We start from the raw sequence: 16874 nt of genomic DNA, 5'->3' as shown, positions 1-16874 counted from the left end.
GCCGCGTACGGTCCCGGCCCGACGCGGGTTCGGGGTCCGCACCGGCCCCAGGCGGCGGGGTCGCGGGCGGGCGCCGCGGGCGGGTGTCACGGGCGGGCGTCGCGGGCGGGCGTGACGGGCGGGCGCCGCGGGCGGGTGTCACGGGCAGGGCGGCCGGTAGTCGAGCTGCGGCAGGTGCTTGCGCCACACCTCCTCCGACAGCACGCCCTTCGTCTTCGCGCAGATCCGGGTGACCGTCCGCTGCTGGTCGAGGTCCCACAGGCGGACGGTGCTGTCCGTGCTCGTGGACGCGACCATCCGCCCGTCCGGCGTGAACCGGATGCCCTGCAGCCCCGAGTTGTGGCCGGTCAGCGCGTGCCCCAGGGCTTCCGGCCGCAGCGGGTCGTGCACGTCCCACAGGCGGATCGCCCGGTCGTCGCCGCCGCTGGCCAGGGTCTTCCCGTCGGGGCTGAAGGCGACCGCCGCGACCGCCTCCACGTGCCCGGTCACCGGCGCGCCGAGCTGCCGGACCCTGGTCGGCGCCGCCAGGTCCCACAGGCGGATGGTCTTGTCGTCGCCCGCCGTGGCCAGGGTCCGGCCGTCCCGGCTGATCGCGCCCGCCCGCACGGGGCCCGCGTGGCCGGTCAGCGGCTGGCCCAGCGGCTGCGCCGCCGACGGGTCGGTGACGTTCCACAGCCGCACGGTCTGGTCGGCGCTGCCGGTGATCAGGCTGCGGCCGTCCGGGGTGAACGCCGCGAAGTGCACGTAGCCGCTGTGCCCGACCAGCGGCTTGCCCAGCCGCCGCGGCGCGGTCCGGTCCCGGACGTCCCACAGCTGCACCGAGTCGTCCCGCGACCCGGTCACCAGCACGGCGCCGTCGGGGCTGAACGCGACCGGCGCGTTGTACCGGGTGTCCAGCCCGACCGGCGGCCCCAGCGGGTGGATCCGCCCGGGGTCGGACAGGTCCCACAGCTGCAGCACCTTGTCGCTGACACCGGCCAGCGTCCTGCCGTCCTCGCTGAGCGCCAGGCCCCACACGCCGGCGTCGTCGGCGATCGTGGTCTGCAGCGCGCTGCGCGGGTGGTGCGGGTCGGCCAGGTCCCACACCCGGATCACCCGGTCGCGGCCACCGGTGACCAGCCGCTTGCCGTCCGGGGTGAGCACCGGGCCCGCGGTGCGCGCCGAGTGGCCGACCAGGACGGTGCCCGGCAGGGACCACAGCCGCACCGCGGTGTCCTGGCTGCCGGTGGCCAGCCGGTAGCCGTCCGGGCTGAACGCCACGGTGTAGACCGTCCCGTTGCGGCCGGTCAGCGGCTGGCCGATGGCCAGCGGGTGGGCCGGGTCGGTGACGTTCCACAGCCGCGCGGCGCCGTCCGCGCCCGCCGACGCGAGCACCCGCCCGTCCCGGTTGAACGCCACCGACCACACCGCGCCGTTGTGGTCGGCCAGCGGGAGCCCCAGCGGGGTGGCCGCGGCCGGGTCCGCCACGTCCCACAGGCGGACGGTCCGGTCCTCGCTGCCGGTGGCCAGCACCCGGCTGTCCGGGCTGAACGCCACCGAGCGCACGGTGCCGTCGAAGCCGGTCAGCGGGCTGCCCACCGGCTGGGGCCGGGTGCGGTCGGCCACGTTCCACAGGACCACGGTCCGGTCGTCGCCGCCGACCGCGAGCAGCCTGCCGTCCGGGCTGAACGCGACCGAGCGCACCTGCCCGGTGTGCAGGCCCAGCGGCTCGCCGAGCGGCTGGGGCGCGGCGGGGTCGGCGACGTCCCACAGCCGCGCCGTGTGGTCCTCGTTGGCGGTGACCAGCGTGCGGCTGTCCGGGGTGAACGCGACCAGGTAGATGGTGCCGTTGTTGCCGGCCAGCGGCTGGCCCAGCGCGCGCGGCCGGCCGGGGTCGCTCACGTCCCACAGCCGGACCTTGCCGTCGTCGCCCGCCGTGGCCAGGGTCCGGCTGTCCGGGCTGAACACCGCCGAGCTGACCCAGCTCCTGTGCCCGCGCAGCGGCGGGCCCAGCGGCTTGGGGTCGTCGCGGTCGCGCAGGTCCCACAGCCGCACGGTCGAGTCGTAGGACGCGGTGGCCAGGGTGTTGCCGTCGCCGGAGAACGACGCCAGGTAGACCGCGCCCTCGTGCCCGACGAGCGGGGTGGCCAGCGGCGTGCCCTGGGTGGACAGGATGCGGGTGTAGAACTCCTTGTCCCCCGGGCGCATCCGCTGCGCGACCAGGCCGAGCTGGGCGGACAGCGAGGCGTCGGTCTCCTGCAGCCGGTCGGCCTCCGCGACGACCTGCCGGAACACCGCGTCGTCGCGCTGCCGCACGGCCAGCACGGCGGCGGTGACCGCGATGACCGCCAGGACCACCACGACCGCCACCGCGCTGCGCCTGCCCCACAGCGCGCGCCTGCGGTGCTGCATCGACACGGCGAGGAAGTCCCGCCCCACCGCGGTCAGGCCGCCCGGCCCCGCGGCGTCGGCCCAGTGCCGCGCCGTCTCCAGCCGCGCGCCCCGGTAGAGCAGGGACGGGTCGCGGTCCTGGTGGGCCCACGTCCCCGCGTCCTCCTCCAGGCGCTGCCGCAGCAGCTGGCCCTCGCGGTCCTGGTCGATCCAGCTGCGCAGCCGGGGCCACGCCTGGAGCAGCGCCTCGTGCGTGATCTCCACCGAGCCCGAGTCGAGCGTCACCAGCCGGGCGCGGGCCAGCACCTCCAGCGCCTCCTCGCCCGCGGCCCGGTTCGCGGCCTGGTCGACCAGCTCGTGCCGGGTGGAGCGGCGGCGGGTGTCCTGGGTGTCCTCGCCGACCCGCACCAGGCGCAGCAGCAGCGGGCGGGCGGCGAGCTGCGCCTGCGGCGCGAGGTCGGCCCAGGCCCGCTCGGCGGTGGCGGCGACCGCGCCCTGGATGCCGCCCGCCGCCCGGTAGCCGGCGATGGTGAGCTTGCCCGCCGCCCGGCGCTGCCAGGTGGCCAGCAGGGCGTGCGAGAGCAGCGGCAGCGCGCCCGCGTCGTACGCGCCCCGGCCCGCCCGCCCCTGCCCGCGCCCGCCGCGCACGCCCAGGTCGCGCAGCATCAGCTCGATCAGCCCCGGCTCCAGCTGCAGGCCGGCGGCCCTGGCCGGCCGGGACACGGCTTCGCGCAGCTCGGCCGACGTCATCGGGCCCAGCACCATCTGGCGCTCCTGCAGCGCCTCGGCCAGTTCCGGGATCGCCAGGCACCGGCCGTAGAAGTCGGCCCGGACGCCCAGCACGACCAGCGCGGGCACCGGGCCGCCCGGGAACGCCGGCGTGCACGCCACGTGCAGGGCCTGCACGAACACCCGCACCAGGTCCTCGTCGCCGCACAGCGTGAACGCCTCCTCGAACTGGTCGACGACGAGGACCACGCGCTCGCCGCCGCCGCGGGCGGCGTGGGTGGTGACCGCGGCCCGGATCCGCGCCGCGAACCGGTGCACGCCGACCACGGCCTGCCCCAGCAGCGTCTCCGGATCGGGCCCGTCCGCGGGTTCGGCCTCCGCGCGCACCGCCAGGTCGAGGACGTCGGACAATTCCGGGACCTGCCGCACGAGTTCTTTCACCGGGTCGCCGCCGGGGGTCAGCACGACGGCCGGCCAGTGCTCCGAACCGGGCACCGCGAGGGCGCCGCGCCGAATCGCCGGAATGACCCCGGCGCGCAGCAGCGACGATTTGCCGGCGCCCGAGGCGCCGACCAGCATGACGATTCCGCCGGACTCCGCCGTCGCGCCCAGCCGGGAGACCAGGGCGGCGGTGCTGCGCTCCCGGCCGAAGAACCACGAGGAATCCTCGGGCTGGAAAGCGGCCAACCCCCGATAAGGGCACACGCCGATTTCGTCGGAGCTGGGCGGCTCCTCGTCCTGGGGCGCGGTCGCGGGGCTGGCGAGGGCCTCCTCCCACAGCTCGCGCCACGCGCCCAGGTCGTACAGGCCGCCGGCCGGCGGCTGGGGCCGGGTCTTGCGCGCCTCGCCGATGAGCACCTCGAGGACTACCGACAGTGCCGAGAAGCGGGCTGGCACGTTGCGCCCCCGCCGCCAGTCGCTGACCCGCTGGGCGGTGGCCCGGATCGGGCGGCCCCGCTCGTCGGTGCGCCGGGCCCGGCCGACCGACTCGGTCACCCGCTTCAGGGGCGGGTCGCCCGCCTCGGCGTACAGCAGCGCGAACCGCTCCGCGAAGACGGCGCGGGGCCCCGACCCCTGACCAGAACCAGCCATCCGCGGCTGACCTCCTAGGGTCCGGTGTTCCGGACCGGAAAACCGGGTTTGAGCGCGTGAACAGGTCGTTTGTGGACCGGTGCGGCCTTGGCCAGTCCACCCTAACGACTGGCGCTGCCAAGCTGGCCGGGACGTTGGCGCGGACGTCTCGGGTTCTGCGAAGGGACCGGTCGAAGTGGTTTCGCAAGCAACTACCACCAGTGGTGGACCGTTCGCCGCTGAGGGGTCCTGGGGGTCTTCTCAGCGGTGCGCACCGAACCGGCCCGGCCGGTGGAACGGCGCGGCGACCTGCCATGCCGGCCGCGGTTGAGCCGGGCTCGGGTCACCGGGCGGCGATCACGTTCCGTGAGGATCACGGCGGCTCCGGCCCGGCGCCGGTCTGCCCGATCCTGCTGACCGTGCTCGACGCGCACGCCCGGGACCGGGCGGAGGTGGGGCTGGCGCTGCTCGCCCGGCTCGCGGGCCCGCTGCACGCCCGGGACCGGTGACCGCCCGATGTGGGGCGCGCACAGCGTGGTGCGACCGGCCGGGCGTGTCGCGTCGACGTCGACGTCGCGTTCCTGCCGGCCCGAGGACCGGTGTTGACCGATGCTGGGTGGTGTGCACGAAGACGCGGAACGTTGTGTTCGAGCCGTGCGGTCCAAGGACGCGCGGTTCGACGGGTGGTTCTTCACGGCGGTGCTGACCACCCGCATCTATTGCCGCCCGAGTTGTCCGGTGGCGCCGCCCAAGGCCGAGAACATGCGGTTCTACCCGAGCGCGGCGGCGGCGCAGCAAGCGGGGTTCCGCGCTTGCAAGAGGTGCCGGCCCGACGCCAGCCCCGGTTCCCCGCTGTGGGACCACCGCGCGGATTCGGTCGCGAAGGCGATGCGGTTGATCGCCGACGGCGTGGTGGACCGCGAAGGCGTTCCGGGGCTGGCCGCGCGGCTGGGCTACAGCGTGCGGCAGGTCGAGCGCCGGCTGCTGGCCGAGCTGGGCGCGGGACCGCTCGCGCTGGCCCGCGCCCAGCGCGCCCAGACCGCCCGGCTGCTGATCGAGACCACCTCGCTGCCGATGGCCGACGTGGCGATGGCCGCCGGGTTCGCCAGCATCCGGGCGTTCAACGAGACCGTGCGGTCGGTGTTCGCGCTGGCGCCCACCGACCTGCGGTCGCGCCGCGGCGCGGTGGCGGACACGCCCGGCGTGCTGTCGCTGCGCCTGCCGTTCCGCGCGCCGCTGTGCCCGGACAACCTGTTCGGGCACCTGGCCGCGACGGCCGTGCCGGGCGTGGAGGAGTGGCGGGACGGCGCGTACCGGCGGACGCTGCGGCTGCCGCACGGGCACGCCGTGGTCGCGCTGAGGCCGCAGCCCGACCACGTGGCGTGCCGGCTGGCGCTGACCGACCTGCGCGACCTGTCGATCGCCATCGCGCGGTGCCGGCGGATGCTGGACCTGGACGCCGACCCGACGGCGGTGGACGAGCGGCTGCGCGCCGACCCGGAGCTGAGACCGCTGGTGGACAAGGACCCCGGCCGCCGCGTGCCGGGGACCGTGGACGCCGCCGAGTTCGCGGTGCGGGCCGTGCTGGGGCAGCAGGTCTCGACGGCCGCCGCGCGCACGCACGCGGGGCGGCTGGTGGCGGCGGCCGGCACGCCGATCACCGACCACGGCCTGACCCACCTGTTCCCCACCCCCGCCGAGCTGGTCGAGCTGGACCCGTCCGCGCTGGCCCTGCCGCAGTCGCGGAAGGCGGCGCTGGCGGCGCTGGTGGGCGCGCTGGCGTCCGGCTCGCTCGACCTGGGCGTGGGCGCGGACTGGGCCAAGGCGCGGGCGGACCTGGCGGCGCTGCCCGGGTTCGGCCCGTGGACCGTCGAGGTGATCGCGATGCGGGCGCTCGGCGACCCGGACGCGTTCCTGCCCGGCGACCTGGGCGTCCGGGCCGCCGCGCGGGCCCTGGGGCTGCCCGACACCCCCGGCGCGCTGGTGCGGCGCGCGCGGGTGTGGCGCCCCTGGCGGGCCTACGCCGTCCAACACCTCTGGGCCACCGGTGACCACGCGGTCAACCGGCTGCCCGCGTGAAGGGGGTCGCCGTGCGGGCGCACACCGAGGTCGACAGCCCCGTCGGCCCGTTGACGCTGGTGGCCACGGACGGGGTGCTGTCCGGGCTCTACATGACCGACCAGCGCCACCGGCCGGCCCAGGAGAGCTTCGGCCCGGCCGACGCCGGGCCGTTCGGCGAGGTCGTCGAGCAGCTCGAGGAGTACTTCGCGCGCCGCCGGACGGTGTTCGACCTGCCGCTGGACCTGCGCGGCACGCCGTTCCAGCGGGCGGTGTGGTCCGCGCTGCTCACCGTCCCGTACGGGCGGACGGTGTCCTACGGCGAGCTGGCGGCGGCGCTGGGCCGGCCGGCCGCCGCGCGGGCGGTCGGCGCGGCCAACGGGCGCAACCCGGTCGGGATCATCGTGCCGTGCCACCGGGTCGTCGGGTCGACCGGCGGCCTGACCGGCTACGGCGGCGGCGTCGACCGCAAGCGGCAGCTGCTGGACTTCGAGGCTCAGACGCCGACCTCGGTCCTGTCCACCTGACGCTGCGCGCGGCGGGTGCGGCGCTTGCGGGCGTCGCCCCGCTCCAGCCACCACTCCACCAGCAGCAGCGGCACGACCCAGCCCATCCAGGCCGAGGTGCCGGCGACGGTCTGGGTCAGCGCCACCTCGCTGCCGCCGAACGTCGTGTCCAGCTGCGCGGGCAGGGTCAGGCCCAGCCCCACCGCCCAGAACCGGTTGGTGATCACCGACAGCGTCAGCGCGCTGCTGCGCAGCATCCACCGCCGGTGCTCGGCGTACCGCTTGCGCCGCCCCGCCCGGTACCCGGCGACGGTGAACGCCAGCCACAGCAGGCCCATGAGCACGTTGCTGAACTGCAGCGCCGGGCCGAACGGGCTGACCGCGCCCACCGCCACCGCCAGCACACCGCCCGGCAGCACACCGCCGAACACGTAGACCCGGCCCGCCCGGCGGTGCCAGTGCGGGTGCTTGCGCCGGAAGGCCGGCCAGATCTGCAGCACGCACGTGAGCATCGCGATCGACCCGAAGACGACGTGCGCCGCCAGCACGGGGTAGTGCCACGCGTGGCCCGCCGGCTGCGGGACGCGCGACTGCGCGCTGTCCAGCGTCAGGTACGGCGGCAGCGAGAACGCCACGAACGCCAGCACCAGCACCCCCAGCGGCAGCACCCACGGCCGCCGCCACCAGCTCACCCTGACCTGTGTCTCCACCATGCGGTGAACTCTGGCGGCGGGCGCTGACCGGCCGCGCACGAAGCGCTGACGGCGCGGTGCGGGCGGGGGCGCGCCCGGTGCGCCCGGACCGGCGTCTCCGAAAAATCTAGTTGTCTTGACAATTCCAGTTGTCGGTGCGAGGGTTGTCCCATGCTTGATGTGGCGGTGATCGAGGACGCGGCGACAGCCGAAGTCTCGCTGGACCCGGTGCGGGCGCGGCTGCTGGCCGAACTGGCCGAGCCGGGCTCGGCGACCACGCTGGCGGCCAAGGTGGGGCTGCCCCGGCAGAAGGTCAACTACCACCTGCGCGCGCTGGAGCGGCACGGGCTGGTCGAGCTGGCCGAGGAGCGCCGCAAGGGCAACATGACCGAGCGGGTCATGCGGGCCACCGCGGCGTCCTACGTCATCTCGCCGGTGGCGCTGGCCGCCGTGCAGCCCGACCCGGCGCGGGCGCCGGACCGGTTGTCCGCCCGGTGGCTGCTGGCCGTCGCCGCGCGGCTGGTGCGCGACGTCGGCAACCTGGTCACCGGCGGCGCCAAGGCCGGCAAGCGGGTCGCCACCTTCGCCCTCGACGGCGAGGTCAGGTTCGCGACCGCGCGGGACCGCGCGGCGTTCGCCGAGGAGCTGGCCGCCACCGTGACCGACCTGGTCGCCAAGTACCACGACGAGACCGCCGAGGGCGGGCGCGCGCACCGCGTCGTCGTCGCGGTCCACCCCAGCATCCCGAAGGAGTCCTGATGGGGCACGCGTTCGAAGAGGTCGACGAGGTCATGCTGGAAGGCGTGACGACCGAGCAGGTCTGGGAGGCCATCGCGACCGGCCCCGGCATCGACTCGTGGTTCATGGGCAACAACGAGGTCGAGCCCGGCGAAGCGGTCAGGGGCGCGTTCGGCGGCTACCGGCCCCGGCACGGCATCACGGCGTGGGAGCCCGGCAAGCACCTCGCGTACGGCGGCGAGAAGGGGCCCGACGGCCGGTTCGTGGCCTACGAGTTCCTGATCGGGGGCCGCGACCGGGGCAGCACCGTGGTGCGCGTGGTGACCAGCGGCTTCCTGCCCGGCGACGACTGGCAGGACGAGTTCGAGGCCATGGTGGCGGGCGGCGCGATGTTCCGGCGCACGCTGGTCGAGTACCTGCGGCACTTCGCCGGGCGCACCGCCAGGCCGGTGACCGCGTTCGGCCCCGCGGTGGCCGACTGGCCCGCCCTGTGGGCCGCGCTGCACCGCCGGCTCGGGCTCGACCGGGCGCCGCGGCCGGGCGACGCGGTGGACGTCGACGGCCTGGCGGGCGTCGTCTACTACGCCAACGCGCAGACGATCGGCATTCGCACCCCCGACGCCCTGTACCGGTTCTTCCAGGGGTTCGCCGGCGCCTTGGTCGCAATGCACGCCGTTTTCGCCGACGACGACCGGGACGAGACCACGTGGTCCGCGTGGATGGGGGAACTGGCATGACGAAGTCGCAGCCGAGCAGCGCGCCGAAGGCCGGCGCAGCGGTGGGGACGGCCGTGGTCACGTCCGAGGACGGCACGAGGATCGCTTGCAGCGCAAGGGGTTCCGGGCCGGCACTGATCATCGTGGACGGAGCGCTGTGCCACCGCGGCTTCGGCCCGGCCGAGCGGTTGGCCGAGGCGCTGGCGCCGCACTTCACGGTCTGGACCTACGACCGCCGGGGGCGGGGCGGGAGCGGCGGCGGCGGGCCGTACGACGTGCAGCGCGAGGTCGAGGACATCGCCGCGCTGATCGGGCGGGCGGGTGGCCGGGCGCACCTGTTCGGCATGTCGTCGGGCGGCACGCTGGTCGCCGAGGCCGTGCACCGGGGCGTCGCCGTCGACCGGTTCGCCGTCTACGAGTCGCCGATGATCGTCGACGGCACGCACCGGCCGATGGCCGCCGACTTCCCGGCGCGGGTGGACCGGGCGGTGGCCGAGGGGCGGCGCGGCGACGCGGTGAAGCTGTTCATGGACTACGTGGGCACGCCGAAGGTCTTCACGCTGCTGATGCGGCTCCTGCCGCCGTGGCGGAAGCTGAAGTCGGTCGCGCACACCCTGCCGCACGACCTCGCGCTGGTGGGCGAGTTCCAGCACGGCCGGCAGCCGTCCGCCGACCGCTGGGCCGGCGCGAAGGCGCCCGGCCTGGTCATCGCCGGCGGCAAGAGCCCGGAGTACCTGCGCAACGCGCAGGCGAGCCTGGCCCGCGCGCTGCCCGACGCGGAGCTGAAAGTCCTCAGTGGACAGACCCACCTGGTCAAGCCGGCGGTGACCGCGCCCGTGCTCGTCGAGTTCTTCCGCCGCTGAGGCGCCGTCCCGGTCCGCCGGGACCCACCGCGACGAGAAGCGCCGTGCCATCCGCACATGGCACGGCGCTCGACGCGTGGTCGCCGCCCGCTCGCGGCGCCCGCTACGGCTTGCGCGCGATCGCTCCCGCGATGCAGTGCGACACCGCGTCGAGCTTCCGCAGGCGCGGGCCGTCCGGCCACCAGTCGGCGCAGATCACCAGACCGGGCTCGACCAGCTCCAGGCCGTCGAACAGGGCCAGCAGCTCGGCGCGGGTGGCGAACCTGCCCGAGCCCATGGGGGAGTGCAGGAAGGTCTCCTCCATGCGCCGCGCGATCGCCGAGTGCTCCTCGGTCCCGGGGTCGAGGAAGTGGCTGATCGCCACGTACGAACCGGACGGCAGCGCCTCGACGTACTCGGCCATGATCTCGGCCGTGGTGGGCGACTCGCCGTTGTAGTGGTGCAGGGTGCCGAGCTGGAACAGCGCGATCGGCTCGTCGAAGTCGAGGTGCTTGCGCACCACCTCGTCCCGCAGGACTTCCCGGGGCTTGAAGATGTCGGCCGCGGAGAAGTGCGTCCGGTCGTTCTCCTCCAGCAGCGCGCGGCCGTGCGCCAGCACCACGGGGTCGTTGTCGACGTAGACGACCCGCGAGTCCGGCTGGATCCGCTGCGCCACCTGGTGGGTGTTCTCGGCGGTGGGCAGGCCGGAGCCGCAGTCGAGGAACTGGGTGATGCCGGTCTGCCCGGCGACGAACCGGGTGGCGCGGATGAGGAAGGACCGGTTGTCCACGGCCAGCGTCGCGGCCTCCGGCGCGACCTGCTGCACGCGGCGCAGCACTTCCCGGTCGATCTCGTAGTTGTCCTTGCCGTTGAGGAAGGCGTCGTAGACCCTGGCGATGCTGGCCTTGGTGGTGTCGATGTAGATCGGTGCGGTGATGCCCGAGGACGTGCTCGGCATGGATGACCTCGCAATGGGGATCAGGGGGGCGGTGGCTGCGCACCACATCGTGCTCCACTCAGCGTAAGCGCATGGCTCTAACGCGTGAGCGGAAGGTGCGCGGCGGATGGACGGAGATCGAGGGTGTACGTTCGGTGACGATGCGAGTTCGCCCCGTTCGGGCACAACCGCTGTTCGGGTGGAGGGGCGTCGCACGAGTGAGAACTGCCGGGAGGATCAGCGATGACGACTGTTGACCCGGGAGGTTCGCCGGTCGAGCGGGAAAGCGGTCCCACCGCGCTCCGGATCGTGCTCGGCTCGCAGTTGCGCCGGCTGCGCGAGGCGGTCGAGATCACCCGGGCGGACGCGGGGTACGCGATCCGCGGCTCCGAGTCGAAGATCAGCCGGATGGAGCTGGGCCGCGTCGGGCTGAAGGAGCGCGACGTCTCGGACCTGCTGACGATGTACGGGATGACCGACGCGGACGCGCGGGACAAGTTCCTGTCGATGGTCCGGCGGTCGAACGAGCCGGGCTGGTGGCACCGCTACACCGACCTGATGCCGGACTGGTTCCAGGACTACGTCGGCCTGGAGGAGGCGGCGACCCGGATCCTGACCTACGAGACGCAGTTCGTGCCCGGTCTGCTCCAGACCGAGGAGTACGCGATGGCGATCGCGAGCCACGGCCGGCCCGAGCTGGCCGGTCCGCCGGTCGAGCGGCGGGTGAAGCTGCGGATGCGGCGGCAGAAGATCATGTTCCGGTCGGGCGCGCCGAGGCTGTGGGCGGTCGTCGACGAGTCGGTGCTGCACCGGCCCATCGGCGGGCGGAAGGTGCTGCTGGACCAGATCGACCACTTGCTCTCCGTGACCAAGGTCGCGCCCATCACCCTGCAGATCGTTCCTTACCAGTTGAGCGGTTACGCGGCGGAAGGACCGTTCACGATGCTGCGGTTCGGTGAGCCGGACCTGCCGGACATCGTGTACCTGGAACACCTGGCGGGCGCGCTCTACCTGGACAAACTGGAGGAATTGGAAATCTACAGCCGCGTTTTCGACCGATTGACGGTCGACGCGGAGACGCCCGACAGAAGTCGACAGATGCTCATGAAAATCCGAGCGGACCTGTAGGGCTCCTCCGTCCGGGGGAGATTGCGACTCTGCATCTGCACGTGCATTTACCAGTGGAACACGGAGTGCTACCGTCCGTGCACAGCCGGATGCACGTGCAGATGCACCCCCCCGTCGCGAGTGGATTGGTGATGTCGATGGCCATCGTGGCCCGCAACGGCATGTCCGCGGCCGAATTGCCGGATGCGACCTGGCGCAAGAGCGCCCGCAGCGGTGCTGTGGGCAACTGCGTGGAACTGGCCTGCCTCGACGGCGGCGCCGTCGCGGTGCGCAACTCCCGATTCCCGGACGGCCCCGCCCTCGTCTACGCGCGAGCGGGGATCGAGGCTTTCGCGGCCGGCGTCCGGGGCGGGGAGTTCGATGACCTCGTCGACTGACCAGACCTTCCGCACGACCTTCCAGCTGCGGCAGCTGATCGAGCGCGGCTTCCAGTTCCTGCACCCGCGCGACGCGCGCGGCGAGCTGGCCGCGGTGGTCGGCGTGCGCGCCCACGACGCGGTGATCGACGTGGTTCGCCTGCACACCGAGGACGACGTGGTGGCCGTGCGGATGCCCGCGGACGAGATGAACGTGCTGGCGCCGAGCCGGTTCTCGTGGCGCCGGCACGGGTCGGCGACGAGCGTGCTGGACGAGCTGCTCGAACTGCCCGACGACCGGCTCTGCTGAGGCTGCCCGCCCGGGTGGGCGGGGAGGGGGCGCGCCCCCTCATCGACGAACCTGACCTGGAGACGCAGCGGGAACCGGCTCCGCGCCCTTGCCGGTTCCGTGACGCTCGAGCGGAACTCCGTGTTCGTCGCCGGTGGCGCGGAGGTCAGCCGCATCTGACCTCCGCGCCGCCCAACCCCTACGCCGGTGGGCGGCCGGGCGCCCTCGCGGCGGTTGTCCACAGGCTTGTCCACAGCTGTGGATGCATCGAACATCTGTTCGACCGGAGCGGCGGCCCGATCACGAGGCGGCGCGACGGCGTCCGCCTCGGGATCAGTGGCCGGAGTGGCCGCCGGGCGCGCGCAGGGTGAACCAGTTGAACGTCTCCACCATCTGCCGGGTCGTCCCGACGTACTGCGGGCCGGTCAGCTCCCAGCGCTCGACGGTCCGGTAGGTGCCGGGCTGGAGGCTCTCGTCGACCTCGGTGTCCTCGTCGTCGGTGACCGGCCGGTACTCGTTGACCGTGCGCCTGGTCAGCGTCACGTCCAACGACTGGTAGTCCGACTGGGTGTAGAGGTGGTCGGGGTCGGACTTGTCGGCCGCCCGGCCCGGGTCGGCCAGCTTGAGCTGCACGGTGTCCCCGCCGAACGAGCCCTTGGCCGCGACGACGGTGACGATGTGCCCGCCGCCCCGCTGCAGGCTGCCCGCCTGCGGGCCCGCCGAGTAGCGGCCGTAGACCAGCTGCACGGGACCCGCGTCGAGCTTCCGGGCCAGCTCACCGGAGAAGTCGGGCGAGGTGGCGGAGTTGACGTTGCCCACGTCGGTCTTCCAGTACGCGTCGCGGGCGGGCTTGGTGGCGACGTTCCACGCGGTCTGGAGGTTCGTCATGGTGGTCTTGCCGTCGTACCCGGCGTCCACGCCGATGCGCCAGATCGAGTTGGTGACCACGGTGTAGTCGGCCTGGTCCCGCGGGTCCAGCTCCTTGACCTTGGTGGTGAGCCAGCCGACCGGCGCGCCCTTCACGTGGCCCCAGTAGTGCAGCACGTTGTAGAGCGACGCGGGGCCGCAATAGGCGTTGCCGTCTCTGTGCAGGCCGGCTCGCTGCTGGTCGACGTCGCTCACGCCGCACAGCCTGACGTCGAAGTCCGGGCCGGACACGTCGCCGGTGCGGGTGCACGGCGCCGGCGTGCCGATCTTGTCGGCGGCGGCGACACCGGTGAACGCGACGGTGCCGGCGGCGACGGCGGCGGTCAGGGCGAAAGCCTTGCGCATCATGGGTCCTACCTCCTGTGGACGAGCCCCCGTGAAGGGCTGTCGTGGTGCGGTAGGACAAGACTGGGCCCCGGGAGCCGCGAGGGCATGAGGGGTCGCCACCCAACCTCGGGCGCGCGGAAGTTGGGTGTATCCACCACCCCCCAGACCCGCTCCTCGATCTTCTCAGGCGGATTTCCGGGCGAGCACGCGCGCCAGCTCGCGGCGGCCGTTGATGCCGAGCTTGGTGTAGATGCGGCTGAGGTGGTTCTCCACCGTCTTGGGCGTCACGAACAACTCCTGCGCGATCTCCCGGTTCGCCCGGCCGACCGCGGCGAGGTCCGCCACCCGCCGCTCGCTCGCGGTCAGCGCCGCCGTGCCCGCGGCCGGCAGCCGGCGCGGCCGGTCGCCCAACGCCTCCAACGCCTCCGCGGCCCGCGCGCGCAGCGCCGGCGACCCGCACTCGGCCGCCAGGTCGATGCCCCGCAGCAGCGGCGCGCGCGCGTCGGTGCGGCGGCGGGCCACCCGCAACGCCTCCCCGAGGTCCACCAGCGACCGGGCCAGCTGCAGGCGGGCGGGCGAGGTCTCCAGCACCGCGACGGATTCCGCCAGCAGCTCGACGCGGCGGGTGGCGTCGACGTGCGCGAGCAACCGCAGCGCGGCGCCCACTTCCGTTGCCGCGCCCCACTTCCGCGCGATGGCCAGCTGCTGCTCGCCCAGCGCCGGCGCCTCCGCCTCGGCGCCGAGCAGCATCGCCGCCCGCGCGGCCGGGTCCCGCCACGGGACGGTCGGCGGGTCGACCCCGGCGGCCAGCATCTCGTCGCGCAGGAGGAGCGCCTGCGCCCGCGCCTCCACCGGGTCGCCGCCCGCCAGCGCGACCAGCGCCCGCGGCTCGCGCAGCCACAGCGTCGGCATCATCCTCGGCGGGTCGGGGTGCTCGGCGTCGAACCGGGCCAGCGCGCGCCGCGCGCCCGCCACGTCGTCGTGCTCCAGCGCCGCGTACGCGGCGAAGTGCGTCGCCGTCGCCCGCAGCGCGACGACGTGCTGCACCGGGTCCTCGTCCTTGACCGCCGCCAGCGCGCCCTCCGCCTCGGCCTCCACGAAGTCCGCGTTGCCCAGCCGCCAGTTCAGGAACAGCGCGGCGTTGGCGACCATCGCGAACTCCACCGGCGACCCGTGCCGCCGGACCCGCAGCCGGGCCCGGTCGACCTCCCGGCGCGCCTCCTCCACGCCGTCGGCCGACACCAGCGCGATCACCGCGACGACCCACGCGACCATCGCGTCCGTGCTGCCGGTGGCGTCGTCGAAGTACGCGCCGTTGGACAGCGCGCGCAGCGCCGTGTCGGCCACCTGCCGGGAGGGCCGCACCTCGTAGCGGCCCATCTGGGCCAGCAGCCCCAGCAGGGTGCGCTCGTCGGGCGTGCCGCCGCGCAGCGCGGCGTACCGGCCGAGGTGCTCGGACGCGACGTGCCGCTGGTCGCGCAGGAACGACCGGGTGACCGCCAGCCGGGCCTCCAGGTGCAGCCGGCCGTCGCCGCCGGGCAGCGCGCGCACGGCCTGCGACAGCTCGGCGATCGCGGCCTCCGGCCCCTCCACGACGGCGGTCGCGGACGCGGCGGCGGCGACCAGCTCGGCGTTGGGCAGGTCCCGCGCGGCGGCCCGGAGCTGGTGCTGCGCCTCGGCCGCGGCCCCGGTGCGCAGCAGCGCCCGGCCCCACTCGGCCCGCAGCCCGGCGTCGTCCGGGCGCTCCTCGACGGCGCGGGCCAGGTGCGCGGCGGCGGTCCCGGCGTCACCGGCGGCCAGCAGCGCGGCGGCGGCCCGGCGCAGCACGTCCGCCGCGTCCGGGAGGGCGCCCCGCGGCGCGCGGGCCAGGTGGGCGGCGATCCGGTCGGCGGGCGCCTGCGCCGCCCGCAGCCGGGTCGCGGCCTCGGCGTGCAGCGCGGCCCGCGCCACCGGCCCCAGCTCGGTCAGCACCGCCTCGCGCACCACCGGGTGCGCGAACACCAGGTGGTCGTCCTGCCCGGTCAGGACGTGCGCGCCGACCAGCGCGCCGACCGCGTCGGGCAGCGCGGCCGGGGGCAGGCCCGCGACCGCGCCCGCCAGCCACGGGTCGCCGCCCGAGCCCAGCACGGCCACCGCGCCCGCCAGCCGGACCGCGTCGTCGGGCAACCGGCCCAGCACGGCCCGGAACACCGCGGCGGGCCCGAGCCCGCCCACCCGGTCGGCGGTCGCCGGCGCGTCCAGCGGCAGGCCGAGCGATTCCAGCTCGTCCACCAGGACGCCGGCCAGGAACGGGTTGCCCGCGCTGGCCTCGTGCAGCGCGGCGACCACGTCGGCGGCCGGCCGCGCGCCCCGGGCCGCGACCAGGTCGGCCAGCGCGCCGGGGGTGAGCGGCCGGGGCAGCAGGCGCTCGGCCCGGCGCGCGTCGCACAGCTGCGCGAGCGGCCCGGTGTTGGCCTCCGGCGGGCGGGTCGCCACCACCAGCGCGATCGGCAGGTCCGCGATCCGGCGGGCCAGGTAGACCAGGAAGTGCAGCGACGACGGGTCCGCCCAGTGCGCGTCGTCCACGGTGATCAGCAGCGGCCGGGTGGCGGACAGGTCGACCGCCACCCACCACAGCGCGTGCAGGGTGCGGGCCGGTCCGGCCTCGCCCGGGTCGTCGGCCGCGGCGTCCAGCGCCCGCAGCGCGTCCCCGGCCGGCCCGGCCAGGATCGCCGCCCTGGTCCCGCCGCGGTAGCGGGACACCGAGCGCTCCACCAGCTGCCGCACGACGCCCCACGCCATCGCGGACTCCAGCGCGTCGCCCACCGCCTGCAGGCGGCCGAACCCGCGGGCCTTGGCCAGCTCGCGGGTCGCCTCGACGAGCCGGGTCTTGCCGATGCCCGCGCGCCCCTCGACCACCACGACGCGGCCCTCGCCGCGCACCGCCGAGTCCAGCGCGCCCGCGATCCGCGCCAGCTCGCGGTCCCGCTCCAGGGGGGTCATCCGCCGGTGCGCCCGCGCGGTGGACCGCCCCGCCCGCGGCGGGCCCGTCCGCCGCCGCCCCGCCCGAATGCCCGTGGTCGCACCCGGTGATCGTAGCGTCCGCGCTGGTCATCACGGCCGAAACGACCGCACCCGGCCGGTGGCCCGCCCCCGTTTCCCCGCGCGCCCGTTTCGGCCCCGCGCCGGGCGGGCGCATTGCCCGGCCA

The 16874-nt window shown here is 75.0% G+C and carries 14 protein-coding genes; 9 read left to right on the top strand and 5 right to left on the bottom strand.

Annotated features, from left to right (window positions below; translation table 11 throughout):
* Window positions 1-138 precede the first annotated feature (138 nt).
* Window positions 139-4191, bottom strand: a complete 4053-nt coding sequence (locus JOE68_RS12315) for an nSTAND1 domain-containing NTPase (protein WP_204842493.1) — start codon at window positions 4189-4191, stop codon at window positions 139-141.
* Between the two features lie 293 nt (window positions 4192-4484).
* Between JOE68_RS12315 and JOE68_RS12310 the strand changes: the two genes are divergently transcribed.
* The 3 genes from JOE68_RS12310 to JOE68_RS12300 all read left to right on the top strand — a co-directional run bounded on the left by JOE68_RS12310 (window position 4485) and on the right by JOE68_RS12300 (window position 6755).
* Entirely contained in the window at window positions 4485-4679 is a 195-nt protein-coding gene (locus JOE68_RS12310) for a hypothetical protein (protein ID WP_204842492.1), read from the top strand.
* Between the two features lie 112 nt (window positions 4680-4791).
* Complete coding sequence (locus tag JOE68_RS12305; RefSeq protein WP_204842491.1) at window positions 4792-6249, top strand: AlkA N-terminal domain-containing protein; 1458 nt, start codon at window positions 4792-4794, stop codon at window positions 6247-6249.
* 11 nt (window positions 6250-6260) lie between these two features.
* Window positions 6261-6755 (top strand): methylated-DNA--[protein]-cysteine S-methyltransferase, encoded by a 495-nt coding sequence (locus JOE68_RS12300; RefSeq protein ID WP_204846061.1) that lies wholly within the window; start codon window positions 6261-6263, stop codon window positions 6753-6755.
* On the opposite strand, the gene JOE68_RS12295 is transcribed toward JOE68_RS12300, so the two are convergent.
* Entirely contained in the window at window positions 6725-7447 is a 723-nt protein-coding gene (locus JOE68_RS12295; RefSeq protein ID WP_204842490.1) for a DUF2306 domain-containing protein, read from the bottom strand. The genes JOE68_RS12300 and JOE68_RS12295 overlap by 31 nt on opposite strands.
* A gap of 150 nt (window positions 7448-7597) precedes the next feature.
* Between JOE68_RS12295 and JOE68_RS31805 the strand changes: the two genes are divergently transcribed.
* Genes JOE68_RS31805 through JOE68_RS12280 form a run of 3 tightly spaced genes read left to right on the top strand, consistent with a single transcriptional unit; the run spans window position 7598 to window position 9743 of the window.
* The gene (locus JOE68_RS31805; protein WP_204842489.1) at window positions 7598-8185 is read left to right on the top strand and encodes an ArsR/SmtB family transcription factor; all 588 of its coding nucleotides are present in this window, start codon (window positions 7598-7600) and stop codon (window positions 8183-8185) included.
* On the top strand, window positions 8185-8901 hold the full coding sequence (locus tag JOE68_RS31800) for an SRPBCC family protein (RefSeq protein WP_204842488.1): 717 nt from the start codon (window positions 8185-8187) through the stop codon (window positions 8899-8901). Before JOE68_RS31805 ends, JOE68_RS31800 begins: the two co-directional genes overlap by 1 nt.
* Complete coding sequence (locus JOE68_RS12280; RefSeq protein WP_204842487.1) at window positions 8898-9743, top strand: alpha/beta fold hydrolase; 846 nt, start codon at window positions 8898-8900, stop codon at window positions 9741-9743. The genes JOE68_RS31800 and JOE68_RS12280 overlap by 4 nt, the downstream gene beginning before the upstream one ends.
* Window positions 9744-9846: 103 nt before the next feature.
* Here the strand turns inward: JOE68_RS12280 and JOE68_RS12275 are convergent, their stop codons facing one another.
* Window positions 9847-10680 carry an SAM-dependent methyltransferase gene (locus JOE68_RS12275; protein ID WP_204842486.1) on the bottom strand — a complete coding sequence of 278 codons (834 nt, stop codon included), beginning with the start codon at window positions 10678-10680 and terminating at the stop codon, window positions 9847-9849.
* 222 nt (window positions 10681-10902) lie between these two features.
* Here JOE68_RS12275 and JOE68_RS12270 point away from each other — a divergent pair, with 222 nt between their 5' ends.
* From JOE68_RS12270 to JOE68_RS12260, 3 genes are all read left to right on the top strand, one after another.
* Window positions 10903-11787: a Sco1979 family transcriptional regulator gene (locus JOE68_RS12270; RefSeq protein WP_204842485.1), complete on the top strand. Its 885-nt coding sequence runs from the start codon at window positions 10903-10905 to the stop codon at window positions 11785-11787.
* A gap of 131 nt (window positions 11788-11918) precedes the next feature.
* A complete protein-coding gene (locus JOE68_RS12265) occupies window positions 11919-12164 on the top strand; it encodes a DUF397 domain-containing protein (RefSeq protein ID WP_204842484.1) in 246 nt (81 codons plus the stop codon).
* Entirely contained in the window at window positions 12148-12453 is a 306-nt protein-coding gene (locus tag JOE68_RS12260; RefSeq protein ID WP_204842483.1) for a hypothetical protein, read from the top strand. Before JOE68_RS12265 ends, JOE68_RS12260 begins: the two co-directional genes overlap by 17 nt.
* A gap of 312 nt (window positions 12454-12765) precedes the next feature.
* On the opposite strand, the gene JOE68_RS12255 is transcribed toward JOE68_RS12260, so the two are convergent.
* Together JOE68_RS12255 and JOE68_RS12250 are read right to left on the bottom strand one after the other, a co-directional pair.
* Complete coding sequence (locus JOE68_RS12255; protein ID WP_204842482.1) at window positions 12766-13707, bottom strand: hypothetical protein; 942 nt, start codon at window positions 13705-13707, stop codon at window positions 12766-12768.
* Between the two features lie 162 nt (window positions 13708-13869).
* A complete protein-coding gene (locus JOE68_RS12250) occupies window positions 13870-16668 on the bottom strand; it encodes an ATP-binding protein (protein ID WP_204842481.1) in 2799 nt (932 codons plus the stop codon).
* Window positions 16669-16874 lie beyond the last annotated feature (206 nt).

Origin of the sequence: Saccharothrix algeriensis (assembly GCF_016907655.1) — a bacterium.
GTDB lineage: Bacteria > Actinomycetota > Actinomycetes > Mycobacteriales > Pseudonocardiaceae > Actinosynnema > Actinosynnema algeriense.
The sequence above is the reverse complement of the archived record's forward strand: the minus strand, read 5'-3'. Positions and strand labels throughout refer to the sequence as shown.

Excerpts from the sequence above, each read along its gene's own strand:
- JOE68_RS12280 (WP_204842487.1), top strand. The coding sequence starts at position 8,898 with ATGACGAAGTCGCAGCCGAGCAGCGCGCCGAAGGCCGGCGCAGCGGTG.
- JOE68_RS12260 (WP_204842483.1), top strand. The coding sequence starts at position 12,148 with ATGACCTCGTCGACTGACCAGACCTTCCGCACGACCTTCCAGCTGCGG.
- JOE68_RS31800 (WP_204842488.1), top strand. The coding sequence starts at position 8,185 with ATGGGGCACGCGTTCGAAGAGGTCGACGAGGTCATGCTGGAAGGCGTG.
- JOE68_RS12275 (WP_204842486.1), bottom strand. The coding sequence starts at position 10,680 with ATGCCGAGCACGTCCTCGGGCATCACCGCACCGATCTACATCGACACC.
- JOE68_RS12265 (WP_204842484.1), top strand. The coding sequence starts at position 11,919 with ATGTCGATGGCCATCGTGGCCCGCAACGGCATGTCCGCGGCCGAATTG.
- JOE68_RS12315 (WP_204842493.1), bottom strand. The coding sequence starts at position 4,191 with ATGGCTGGTTCTGGTCAGGGGTCGGGGCCCCGCGCCGTCTTCGCGGAG.
- JOE68_RS12250 (WP_204842481.1), bottom strand. The coding sequence starts at position 16,668 with ATGACCCCCCTGGAGCGGGACCGCGAGCTGGCGCGGATCGCGGGCGCG.
- JOE68_RS12255 (WP_204842482.1), bottom strand. The coding sequence starts at position 13,707 with ATGATGCGCAAGGCTTTCGCCCTGACCGCCGCCGTCGCCGCCGGCACC.
- JOE68_RS12295 (WP_204842490.1), bottom strand. The coding sequence starts at position 7,447 with ATGGTGGAGACACAGGTCAGGGTGAGCTGGTGGCGGCGGCCGTGGGTG.
- JOE68_RS12270 (WP_204842485.1), top strand. The coding sequence starts at position 10,903 with ATGACGACTGTTGACCCGGGAGGTTCGCCGGTCGAGCGGGAAAGCGGT.
- JOE68_RS31805 (WP_204842489.1), top strand. The coding sequence starts at position 7,598 with ATGCTTGATGTGGCGGTGATCGAGGACGCGGCGACAGCCGAAGTCTCG.
- JOE68_RS12310 (WP_204842492.1), top strand. The coding sequence starts at position 4,485 with ATGCCGGCCGCGGTTGAGCCGGGCTCGGGTCACCGGGCGGCGATCACG.